Here is an 11,839-nt window from a genome sequence, read left to right on the forward strand (position 1 = left end):
GCCGGGCCGGTGGAGCGTCACCGGACCGCTGACCCGGTCGCACGCACAGGAAGGCGAAGGATGAGCACGAGCCCGAGCTCCCGCACGGAGCTGCTGCAGCGGCGCCTCAGCGGCTTGACGAAGAAGCGGCAGGAGGGGATCGCCCCCGTGCCGCGGGACGGCGCGCTCCCGCTGTCGTTCGCGCAGCGCCGGATGTGGGTGCTCGACCGGCTCCGGCCGGGCGGCGTCGAGTACCTGATGCCGCTGCTGCTGCGCCTGCCGGGACCGGTGGATCCGGTGGCGCTGCGGCGCGCGCTGGACGCGCTGGTCGCCCGGCACGAGGTGCTGCGCACCCGCTACCCGGCCGTGGACGACGAGCCGGTGCTGGTGATCGACGCACCGGGGCCGATCGCCCTGACCACCGTCGACCTGGCGTCCGACGGGCCGGAGCAGGCCGAGCGCCGGCTCGCCGAGCTGGTGGCCGAGGACGGCCGGCAGCCGTTCGACCTGGCCGCCGGGCACCCCGTCCGGGCGCTGCTCGCCAAGCTCCCCGGCGACGCGTACGCGCTGCTGCTGACGATCCATCACATCGCCTCGGACGGCTGGTCGGAGGACGTCCTGCTCGGCGAACTCGGGCGGTTCTACGAGGCGTTCGCGGCCGGCCTGGCGGACCCGCTCGGCCCGCCCGCCGTGCAGTACGCGGACTTCGCCGCCTGGCAGCGCGAGCAGCTGTCCGGCGACCGGCTGGCCTCCCAACTCGCCTACTGGCGCGACACCCTGGCCGACCTCACCCCGCTCGCGCTGCCCACCGACCGGCCCCGAGGTCCGGTCCGGGATGCCGCCGGCGCCGTCGCGATGTTCACCGTCCCGGCCGAACTCGTCGCGCCGCTGGAGGAGTTGGGCCGCAGCCGGGGCGCCACCCCGTTCATGGTCTTCCTGGCGGCCTTCCAGCTCCTGCTGGGCCGCAGTTGCGGGCAGACCGACGTGGTGGTCGGCACCCCCGTCGCGGGCCGCGAGCAGGCCGACGTCCAGGCCATGGTGGGCCTGTTCGCCAACACCGTCGCCCTGCGCGCCGACCTCGCCGGCGACCCGTCGTTCCTGGAACTGCTCGGCCGCGTGCGGGAGTCCGCGCTCGGCGCGTTCACCCACCAGGAGACCCCGTTCGAGCGGCTGGTCGACGAGCTGGCGCCCGAACGCGACCCCTCCCGCAACCCGATCTTCCAGGTGGTCTTCCAGCTCGCCGCGCACACCCCGGCCGAGCCGGGTGCGCTGCGCGCCGAGCTGCAGGCGGTGGACTGGCACCCTGCCAAGTTCGACCTCTCGCTCGCGCTCACCACCACCGCCGACGGCTCCATCAGCGGCGAACTGGAGTACGCCACCGCACTGTTCGACCCGGAGACGATCGAGCGGACCGTCGCGCACTACCTGCGGCTGCTGGCCGGGATCGCCGCCGACCCCGGCCGACCGGTCAACCGGCTCGACCTGCTGCCCGACGCCGAGCGCGAACTCCTCGCGTCCTGGAGCGGAGCCGGCCGCAGCTACCCCGCCGACGAGACCCTGCCCGAGGTCTTCCGGCAGTGGGTGGAGCGCACCCCCGACGCCCCCGCCGCGACCTGCGACGGCGTCTCGCTGACGTACGCGGAACTGAACGCCCGGGCCAACCGGCTGGCCCACCGGCTGCGTGCGCTCGGCGCCGGCCCGGAGAGCCTGGTCGGCGTGCGCTGCGAGCGCGGGCTCGACCTGGTGGTGGCGCTGCTCGGTGTGCTCAAGTCCGGTGCGGGCTACCTCCCGCTGGACCCGGGCCAGCCGGCCGACCGGCTCGCCTACATCCTCGCCGATGCCGGGGCGACCGTCCTGGTCGCCGACCGGAGCACCGGCGAGGAGAGCGTCACCACCGTGCTGCTCGACGAGGCCGACCGAGCCGACCGAGCCGGCCAGCAGGACGGCCAGGCCGACGCGGCCGACCGGGACTGGCCCGACACCGACCCCGCCCCGCTGGCGACGTCCGGCAACACCGCCTACGTCATCCACACCTCCGGCTCCACCGGCGCCCCCAAGGGCGTCCCCGTCACGCACGCCAACGTGCTGCGCCTGCTGCGCTCCTGCCAGGAGGACTTCGGCTTCGGCCCGGACGACGTGTGGACGCTGTTCCACTCCTACGCCTTCGACTTCTCGGTCTGGGAGCTGTGGGGCGCGCTGCTGAACGGCGGCCGGGTCGTGGTGGTGCCGTTCGCCGTCTCGCGCTCCCCGCAGGACTTCCTCGACCTGCTGGTCGCCGAGCGCGTCACCGTGCTCAACCAGACCCCCTCGGCCTTCCGCGGCCTGCAGGAGGCCGTCGCGCTGGCCGACCTGCGCCCCGAGGCCCTGTCGCTGCGGACCGTGGTCTTCGGCGGCGAAGCGCTGGACGTGGCCGAACTGGGGCCCTGGTTCGAGCGGTTCGGCGACCGGCGGCCCGTCCTGGTCAACATGTACGGCATCACCGAGACCACCGTCCACGTCACCCACCGCCCGGTGCGGGCCGAGGAGACCGCCGGTGCCCGGCGCAGCCCGATCGGCCGCCCGCTCGGCGACCTGCGGCTCCACCTCCTCGACGCGGACCTCAACCCGGTGCCGATCGGCGTCCCGGGCCAGCTCCACGTCTCCGGGCCCGGCCTGGCCCGCGGCTACCTGAACCGCCCGGGGCTGACCGCCGAACGCTTCCTGCCCGACCCGTACGCCGGCACACCGGGCGCGAGGATGTACCGCACCGGGGACCTCGCCCGCTACGGCGCCGACGGCGAACTGGAGTTCCTCGGCCGGGCCGACAGCCAGGTGAAGATCCGCGGCCACCGGATCGAGCCCGGCGAGATCGAGGCGGCCATCGGCGCCCTCCCCGACGTGGACAAGAGCCTGGTGATCGCGCACCGAGGCGCCGAGGAGCGGGAGGCCCGGCTGGTCGCGTACGTCGCGCCCCGGGCGGGCCGCACCCTCGACGTGGCGGAGCTGCGCGCGGCCCTCGGCCGGACGCTGCCCGGCTACATGGTGCCGGCGGTCTTCGTCCCGCTGGCGGCCTTCCCGATGACGGCCAACGGCAAGATCGACCGCCGCGCCCTGCCCGCCCCCGAGGCCCACCGCGTGCTCGGCGGCGCCGAGCACGTCGCCCCGCGCACCGGCACCGAGCGGGTCGTCGCCGAGACCTGGGCCGAGGTCCTGCGCCTGCCCCGGGTCGGCGCCCTCGACAACTTCTTCCACCTGGGCGGCGACTCGATCCGGGCGATCAAGGTCGTCGGCGCGCTGCGGCGGCGCGGGATCGACCTGACGGTGCAGAACCTGCTGGTGCACCAGAGCGTCGAGGGCCTGGCCCGGTTCGCCGACCAGGCCGCGCCCGGCGGACCGGCCGGCGTGGAGGAGCAGCGGGTGGCGCCGTTCGAGCTGCTCGCGGCAGCCGACCGCGCCGCCCTGCCGCCCGGCCTGGTGGACGCCTACCCGCTCGCCATGGTGCAGGCCGCGATGGTCTACCAGATGCTCGCGGACCGGGACGAGAGCCCGTACCACAACATCACGCTGTTCCCGTTCGTCGACGACGCGCCGTTCTCGCTGCGCGCGATGCGGGAGGCCGCGGCCCGGCTCGCCCGGCGGCACGAGATCGTGCGCACCAGCTTCGACCTCACCGGGTACTCCGAGCCGCTCCAGCTCGTCCACGCCGACGGGACGGTGGAGGTCGGCCACGACGACCTGCGCGGGCTCGACGAGGAGCGGATCCAGGCCGAGCTCACGGAGTTCACCACCCGGACCCGCCGCACGCCCTTCGACATCGGCCGGGCGCCGATGCTGCGCTTCCACGTCCACCAGACCGCCGACGACCGCTGGACGTTCTCCTTCATCGAGTGCCACGCGATCCTCGACGGCTGGAGCCACCACTCACTGATCGACGAGGTGATGCGCGACTACCGGGCGATCCGCGACGGTCGGGCCCCGGCCGACACCGGGCAGCGGCACACCGTCCGCTACGCCGACCACATCGCGCTGGAGCGGCGCTCCCTCGCCGGCGCCGAGGACCGCGCGTTCTGGCAGCAGCGGGTCGGCGACTTCGAGCGCGTCGTCCTGCCGCCGTCCTGGGCCGCCGACCCGGCGGCCGGCGAGCGGCCGTACCAGGTCACCGTTCCGTTCCACGACCTGGAGCCGGGCCTGCGCGCGCTGGCCGCGGCCGGCGGGGTGCCGCTCAAGAGCGTGCTGTTCGCCGCGCACCTGAAGGCGATGGCCGTGATCAGCGGCAGCCGCCGCTTCCACAGCGGACTGGTCTTCAACGGGCGCCTGGAGACGGAGGGCGGCGAGCTGGTGCGCGGCATGCACCTCAACACCGTGCCGCTCGGCGTCGAACTGACCGGCGGCACGTGGCGCGAGCTGGTGGGGCAGGTCTTCGCCGCCGAGGTGGACGCCTGGCCGCACCGCCGCTTCCCGCTGCCGGAGATGCAGCGCGCCTGGGGCGACGGCAGCCCGCTGGTCGAGGTGTCCTTCACCTACCTGGACTTCCACGTCCTGGACGACCGGCAGATCGATTCCGGCAAGGTCGTCGACGTCAGCCCGAACGAGTTCGCGCTGGACGCCTCGACCTTCCCCGGCGTGTTCGTCCTCTACGGCCGCCCGGAGCGGATCAGCCGGGCCAACGGGGAGCGGCTGGCCGGGCTGTACCGGCGGATCCTGGAGGCGATGGCCGCCGACCCGCTGGGCGACTCCGGCGCCGACGCCCTCGCCGCCGAGGAGCGCGAACTGCTCGACCGGTTCGCGACCGGCCCCCGGACGGCCGCCCCGGACGCCTGCGTGCACGAGCTGTTCGAGCAGCAGGCCGCCCGCACCCCGGACGCGGCCGCGCTGCACTGCGCCGACGGCAGCACCGTCGACTACGCCTCACTCAACGCCCGCGCCAACCGGATCGCCCGGCGGCTGCGCGGGCTCGGCGTCGGCCCCGAGTCGAAGGTCGGGGTGCTGCTGCGCCGGGGCCCGGACCTGGTCGCGGCACTGCTCGCGGTCCTCAAGTCCGGTGCCGCCTACCTGCCGCTCGACCCCGCCCACCCGGCCCGGCGGCTGGCCGGCGTGCTCACCGAGACCGGCGCCGCGGCCGTCCTCACCCAGGCGGAGCTGGCCCCGCTGGTCGCGGGCCTGCCCGCCGAGGCCGTGCTGCTCGACCGCGACACGGAGACCGACGCGCAGGACGGGGACGACCTCGGCCCGATCGCCACGCCCGCCAACCTGGCGTACATCGTCTACACCTCCGGTTCCACCGGCACCCCCAAGGGGGTGATGATCGAGCACCGGTCCCTGGTCAACTACGCGACCTGGGCGGGCGCCGAGTTCCCGGACGTGCACGGCACCGGCTCGCCGCTGTACTCCGCGATGGCCTTCGACCTGCCGGTCACCTCGCTCTTCCCCGCGCTGCTCTCCGGGCGGCCGGTCACCCTCACCGAGGACGACGGCACCCCCGGCCTGGACGGCCTGGTCGCCGTCCTGGAGCGCGGCGGATTCGGCCTGGTCAAGCTGACCCCCACCCACCTGGCGCTGCTCAACCAGACCCTGCCGCCCGCCGCGCTCGCCTCCGCCACCGACCGGTTGGTGGTCGGCGGCGAGGAGCTCACCCGCGAGGCGCTCAGCGCCTGGACCGAACACGCCCCGGACACGGCGGTGGTCAACCACTACGGCCCGACCGAGGCGACCGTCGGCTGCTGCATCCTGAAGTCCCGCGCCGACAGCCTGCCCGAAGGTCCGGTGCCGATCGGCCGGCCGGTGGCCAACACGGTGATGCGGATCCTCGACCGCGACCAGCGGCTCGTCCCGGTCGGCGTCATGGGCGAGCTGTACATCGGCGGCGCCCAGCTGGCCCGCGGCTACGCCGAGCGGCCCGCGCTGACCGCCGAGCGCTTCGTCCCGGACCCGTACGCGGCCGCGCCCGGCGCCCGGCTCTACCGCACCGGGGACCTGGCCCGCTACCGGGAGGACGGCCTGCTGGAGTTCGGCGGCCGGGCGGACAACCAGGTGAAGATCCGCGGCTACCGGGTCGAGCCCGGCGAGGTGGAGGGCATGCTCCGTCGCCACGGGGCGGTCCGGGAGGTCGCCGTCCGGGTGCGCACCGCGGCCGGCGGCGACCGCAGCATGGTCGCGTACGTCGTGCCGCGCGAGGGCGCGGACATCCAGCCCGTGGAGCTGCGGGACTGGCTGCTCGGGCACCTGCCCGAGTACCTCGTCCCGTCCGCCTTCGTCCTGCTGGACGCCCTGCCGCTGACCCGCAGCGGCAAGGTCGACCCGCACGCCCTGCCCGAGCCCGAGGCCGACAGCCTCCCCGCCACGCCGTACCTGGCGCCGCGCACCGCGATCGAGGGCATCCTGGCGACGGCGCTCGCCGAGGTGCTGGGCCTGCCCCGGATCGGCATGGACGACTCCTTCACCGACCTCGGCCTGCACTCGCTGATCGCGATGCGGGTGATCGTCAAGCTCCGGGAGGAGCACGGGACGGCGGTCGCCTTCCGTGACTTCTACCAGCACCGTACGGTCGCCGAGCTGGCCCGGGCGATCGACCCCGCGGTCGCCGCCGACCTCGCGCCCGCGCTCGTCGCCGACCCGGCGAACGCCGCGGACGACCTCGCGGACTCCGTGCTGTGGCTGCGGCGCGAGGGCGGGCGGGCACCGCTGTTCTGCGTCTACCCGGGCGGCGCCCAGTGGTACGTCCACCTGGCCGAACACCTCGCCGAGGACCGCCGGGTGGTCGGCCTGGAGTGGCCCGGTCTGCACCGCGACGTCGCCTCCCCGCAGAGCATCGGCCGCGTCGCCGAGCAGTTCCTCGCCCGGATCCGGGCCATCCGGCCCACCGGCCCGTATCACCTGCTCGGCTGGTGCGGGGCCGGACCGGTCACCAGCGAGCTGGCGCACCGGCTGCACCAGGACGGCGAACAGGTCACCTTCGCCCTGCTCGACCCCGCCCTGGACAGCCACACCCGCCGGAACCTGTGGGACGAGGCGGCGATGCTCGCCCGCGGCGAGAGCCTGCTCGGCGAGCTCGACCTGGCGGAGGGGGAGGAGGAGATCGAACTCCTGCAGGCGGAGTTCCTCAAGGTGCTCGACCACGTCATCGACGAGGGCCCCAAGTTGGCGCCCCGGCCCGGTGACACCTTCTGGGCCGGCCGGCTGAAGGTCTGGCGCGAGCTGGCCCAGGCCACCCTCGGCTACCGGCACCGGCCCTACCCGGGGCGGATGCACCTGCTGATCGGCGACGAACTCGCCGGCGGCGCGCACGACGTGGCCTCCGGTCAGTCCTTCCGGGACTACGTGACGCGCTGGACCGAGCTGACCCCCGGGGGCCTGGAGGTCCACCGGGTCGGCGGCGACCACCTCGGCGTGCTGCAGCCGCCGCACGTCGCCGGGCTCGCCGGGGTGCTCGACGGGCTGATGGCGGAACAGGACTGACGGTCGGCGGCAGTCGAGGCCGGCCCCCCGCGGCGCAACCGCGGGGGGCCGGCCTCTGCGTGTCGGTTCAGGTGTCCCGGCCCCTGCGTTCCGGCCTCTGCGTCCCCGCCGCTGCGGGCCCGCGCCCGCCGGACACGCCGAAGGGGCCGCCTCCCGGTGGTTTCCGGGAGGCGGCTCCTTCGGCCGGGCTCACTCGTCGCCGGCCCCCGCGGGGCCGCCGCCGACGCACCACTCCAGCACCGCGCGGGCACTGTGGTACTTGTTCTCGGCCTGCTCGAAGGCGATCGAGTCGGGCCCGTCGAGCACCTCGGCGGTCACCTCGTCGCCGCGGTGCGCGGGCAGGTCGTGCATGAACAGCGCGCCGGGGACGGCGTCCATGACGGCCTTGTCGACCCGGAACGGCTCGAAGAGGCGCCGCCAGTCGGGGTCGGGCTTGGTCGTACCGGTGGTCTGCCAGCGGGTGGTATAGACCACGTCGACCTCGGGCAGGTCGGCCATGTCGTGCCGCTGCTCCACCAGCGCGCCGCTGCCCGCCGCGTACTCGGCGGCCCGGTCGAGGTAGCGCTGCTCGACGCCGTAGCCGGCCGGCGTGCGCAGGTGCAGCGCCGTCCCGGGGTAGCGGGAGAGAGCCAGCGTCAGCGCCGAGGCGGTGTTGTTGCCCTCGCCGACGTAGAGCACCCGCAGGCCCTCGATCCGCCCGAACCGGCCGAGCAGCGTGGTGAGGTCGGTCAGCGCCTGGGTGGGGTGCTCGACGGCGCTCATCGCGTTGACGACGGCCATCCGCTGCTGGGCGGCGAACGCCCGCAGCTCGGCCTCGGTGCCCACGGTCCTGGCCACCAGGACGTCGAGCATCCGGGACAGCACGGCGGCGGTGTCCTCGACCGTCTCCCCGGTGTTCTCCTGCAGGTCGCCGGGGCCGTAGGTGATCAGCCGGCCGCCCAGGCGCAGCGTTCCGGCGGAGAAGGCGGTGCGGGTGCGGGTGGAGGTCTTGCGGAACAGGACGCCCACCACCGCGTCCTGCAGCGGACGGGCGTCCTCGCAGCGGCCGGCCGCGAAGTCGGCGCCGCGCTGCACGATGCGGTGCATGGACTCGAAGTCGAGGTCGTCGATCGAGATCAGGTGGCGGCGTATCGGTCGGGACATTGCGCGCTCCTCACGTGATGGTGTGTCAGATCGCCTGCAGGCCCTGCCGCAGCACGTCGAGGCCCCGGTCGAGCAGTGCGAGGTCGACGGTCAGCGGCGGCAGCAGCTTGACCACTTCATCATCACGGCCGCAGAGTTCGACGATCAGCCCCCGCTCGAAGGCGTACCGCTGCAGCCGGTCGGCGCGCAGGGCGCCGCCGGAGGCGCCGAGGTCGATGCCGAGCGCCATCCCGCGTCCGCGCATCACCAGGTCCTGCCCCAGCGCGGCCAGTTCGCCGCGGAAGCCCTCCAGGCGGGCGGTCGCGGCGGCGAGGTGGGTGTGGAAGGAGTCCTGGCGCCACAGCTCGCAGGCCGCGGTGGCGGCGACGAAGGCCAGCTGGTTGCCGCGGAACGTCCCGGTGTGCTCGCCCGGCTCCCAGGCGTCCAACTCCCGCTTGAAGAGCACCATCGACAGCGGGAGCCCGTAGCCGCTGAGCGACTTGGACAGCGTCACCACGTCCGGGGTGATCCCGGCGTGCTCGAAGCAGAAGAACCGGCCGGAGCGGCCGCAGCCCGCCTGGATCTCGTCGAGGATCAGCAGGATCCCGTGCCGCTCGGTGAGTTCCCGCAGGGCGCGCAGCCACTCGGCGCTCGCCGGGTAGACCCCGCCCTCCATCTGCATCGGCTCCAGGATGACCGCGGCGGGCAGGTCGACGCCCGAGGAGGGGTCGGCGAGCAGCCGCTCCAGGTAGCCGATCGAGTCGAACGCGCCCTGCGGGCCGTCCTCGTAGGGGATGAACGTGACGTCCTGGCCGCTGACCCCGCCCGCCCGGCGGGCCCGGCGGCTGCCGGTCACCGCGAGCGAGCCGCGCGACATGCCGTGGTACGCGCCGGTGAACGCGACCAGGCCGCTGCGGCCGGTCTGCTTGCGGGCCAGCTTGAGCGCGGCCTCGACGGCGTCGGTGCCGGTCGGGCCGGTGAACTGCGCCTTGTAGTCCAGCCCGCGGGGGCGCAGCACGGTGTCGGCGAAGGCGGTCAGGAACTCCCGCTTGGCCACGGTGTACATGTCCAGGCCGTGCGCGATGCCGTCGGCGGCGAGGTACTCGGCCACCCGGGCCTTGATGAAGTCGTTGTTGTGCCCGTAGTTGAGCGTCCCGGCGCCGCAGAAGAAGTCGATGAACGTCCGGCCGTCCTCGGCGTGCAGTTCGACGCCCTTGGCCCGCTCGAAGACCGCGGGGAACTTGCGGCAGTACAGCCGGACCTCGGACTCCAGCTCCTCGAAGGTCTTGAACTCGTGCTCCGGCAGGGGATCCTGGCCGGTGGTCGGGGTGTCCTCGGCGATGTCCATCGGGTCCTCTCGGGAGGGATCGAACCCGCGGCGGGCCGCTCGGGGCGGCGCCCGCGGGTGGAGGGAGGGTTCGCCGTGTCCGCCTGGTGGACACGGGCAGGAGCAGCGTGCCGCCGGACCGCGGCACGGTGCCAGGGAACGAGTGGCAGCCTCGGCGCCGGGGCGCTGCGCGTTTGTCCCGGCCGGCGGCCGTGCCCGGCCGCGAAGGGTCCCCGGCCGGCGGTCAGATCAGCCCGGTCCGTACGGCGTGCGCCACCGCGTGGGCCCTGTTGTGCACCTGGAGCTGGCCCATCAGTTCGTAGATCACGTTCTTGACGGTGTGCTTGGAGCAGCTCAGCGTCCGGGCGATGGCCTCGTTTCCGTGGCCGTCCGCCATCAGCCGCAGTACCTCGATCTGTCGGTCCGTCAACGGCGAGCTGCCCGAACGCCGTTGTCGGCCGGTCGGCTCCGAGGAGCCGTTGAGCAGGCAGGCGAGCACCGGGTGGGACAGCCGGCCCTCGCCGCGGTGCGCCGAGTGGACGGCCGCGGCCAGCCGCGCCGGCGTCGCCTCGGCCGACAGCAGCACGGCCCGGGCGCCCGCCTTCAGGGCCCGCAGCACACCGTGCCGGGACAGCACGTCGGCCACCACCACCAACAGCCGCTCGCCGCTGCCCGGCAGGGCGGGCCGGCAGGCCTCGATGGCGCCCTCCACCGTGTCGCCGACGGCCACCAGCACGTCCCGCGACTGCGGATCCGGCACGTGGACCGGCCGGAGCCCCGCCACCACCAGCTTGGCCTCCACGCCCGCGCGCGCCTGCGCGTCGCTCGACCGCACCCGCACCCTGGGCCCCGCGGTGGGGCGGATGGCCGTCGCCACGGCCGCAGCGGGTGCCGTGCTCCTCGCGGCCGGGGCCGCCGTCGTCGCGATCACAGCAGACCCGCCCGCAGGGCGAAGGCCACCGCGTGCGCGCGGTTGCGGAGCCGGAACCGCCGGGTGACGTCGTGCACCACGGTGGTCACGGTGCGGGAGGAGTAGCACAGTTCACGCGCGATCTCCTCGGTCTCCCGGCCGTCGGCGACCAGCCGCAGGACGGCCTGTTCCCGCTCCGACAGCTCCCAGCCCGCCGGGGCCGCCACCGCGCCCGCACGGCGGGTGCCGTCCCCGCCGTCGAGGAGTCCGTCCAGCAGGTCCGGCGGCAGGGTGCAGTCGCCCGCGGCGGCCGCCACGACCGTCCAGGCCAGCCGCTCGGCGGTGGCCTCGGAGCGGCGCAGGAGTCCCCGGGTGCCGGCCGCGAAGGCCTGGGCGGCGTCGCCGGCCGCCAGCTCCGTGGCGACCAGCACGATCTCCCGGCGCTGGTCCGCCTCGCGGGCGGAGCGCACCGTCTCCATCACCTCGGGGGTCACCCGGTCCACCATGATGACCGCGACCTGCGCCCGTTCCCCGGGCAGTGCCACGGCGATGTCACCGTGGCACTGCAGGCTGGTCCGCGCACCGGCCTCCAGCACCGGGTCCTGTGCGACGACGCTGACTCTCACCGGTTCGCCCATCGGCTCCTCCTGGGGTGTGTGCCCGTGCCCGACAGGTAGAGAGCATCGACCGGTGGGCGCCGCGCGGCATCGGGTGACGGCCCCCAGATTTCCCGAGCGGCCCGCGCGCCGGACCGGCGCCGGACGACTCCGACCTGCGCGGGGCTCCGCGCCACGTCCCACGCCGCCCGGCCCGGCGGCGCCCGGACCGCGGATCGTCCGCCGTCGGACGGTCGTGGCGCGAACCGCCGGGCCGTGGCCAGGCCGGACGGAGAAACATGGGGGCGATGCCCCCATGAAGGGCCGGGACGGTCCGGGCCGCCGGTGGTGGGGCCGACGCGGCCGGAGCGGTGGCGTCCGCCCACCGGTGCCCGGCTGTCCGGGGGGGCGACCATGGGTTGACCGCGTCGCCCGCCCCCCCCCGGTCACACAAGCAGAGGCAAGCCGCCT

At 74.8% G+C, this 11,839-nt stretch carries 5 protein-coding genes; 1 reads left to right on the top strand and 4 read right to left on the bottom strand.

Annotated elements, in window-relative coordinates; all coding sequences use genetic code 11:
* Positions 1–60 precede the first annotated feature (60 nt).
* A complete protein-coding gene (locus tag ABT048_RS34805; protein WP_350525599.1) occupies positions 61–7,413 on the top strand; it encodes a non-ribosomal peptide synthetase in 7,353 nt (2,450 codons plus the stop codon).
* A 189-nt stretch (positions 7,414–7,602) separates the two neighbouring features.
* Here the strand turns inward: ABT048_RS34805 and ABT048_RS34810 are convergent, their stop codons facing one another.
* The 4 genes from ABT048_RS34810 to ABT048_RS34825 form a co-directional block, all read right to left on the bottom strand.
* A complete protein-coding gene (locus tag ABT048_RS34810) occupies positions 7,603–8,556 on the bottom strand; it encodes an ornithine carbamoyltransferase (protein ID WP_350525600.1) in 954 nt (317 codons plus the stop codon).
* Between the two features lie 25 nt (positions 8,557–8,581).
* Positions 8,582–9,883, bottom strand: a complete 1,302-nt coding sequence (gene ectB / locus ABT048_RS34815; RefSeq protein WP_350525601.1) for a diaminobutyrate--2-oxoglutarate transaminase — start codon at positions 9,881–9,883, stop codon at positions 8,582–8,584.
* A 223-nt stretch (positions 9,884–10,106) separates the two neighbouring features.
* Positions 10,107–10,739 (bottom strand): response regulator transcription factor, encoded by a 633-nt coding sequence (locus ABT048_RS34820; RefSeq protein ID WP_350525602.1) that lies wholly within the window; start codon positions 10,737–10,739, stop codon positions 10,107–10,109.
* Positions 10,740–10,789: 50 nt separating this feature from the next.
* Positions 10,790–11,410: a helix-turn-helix transcriptional regulator gene (locus ABT048_RS34825; RefSeq protein WP_350525603.1), complete on the bottom strand. Its 621-nt coding sequence runs from the start codon at positions 11,408–11,410 to the stop codon at positions 10,790–10,792.
* Positions 11,411–11,839 lie beyond the last annotated feature (429 nt).

The sequence above is a fragment of the Kitasatospora sp. NPDC096140 genome (assembly GCF_040303045.1).
Lineage (GTDB): Bacteria > Actinomycetota > Actinomycetes > Streptomycetales > Streptomycetaceae > Kitasatospora.

Excerpts from the sequence above, each read along its gene's own strand:
- ABT048_RS34805 (WP_350525599.1), top strand. The coding sequence starts at position 61 with ATGAGCACGAGCCCGAGCTCCCGCACGGAGCTGCTGCAGCGGCGCCTC.
- ABT048_RS34810 (WP_350525600.1), bottom strand. The coding sequence starts at position 8,556 with ATGTCCCGACCGATACGCCGCCACCTGATCTCGATCGACGACCTCGAC.
- ectB (WP_350525601.1), bottom strand. The coding sequence starts at position 9,883 with ATGGACATCGCCGAGGACACCCCGACCACCGGCCAGGATCCCCTGCCG.
- ABT048_RS34825 (WP_350525603.1), bottom strand. The coding sequence starts at position 11,410 with ATGGGCGAACCGGTGAGAGTCAGCGTCGTCGCACAGGACCCGGTGCTG.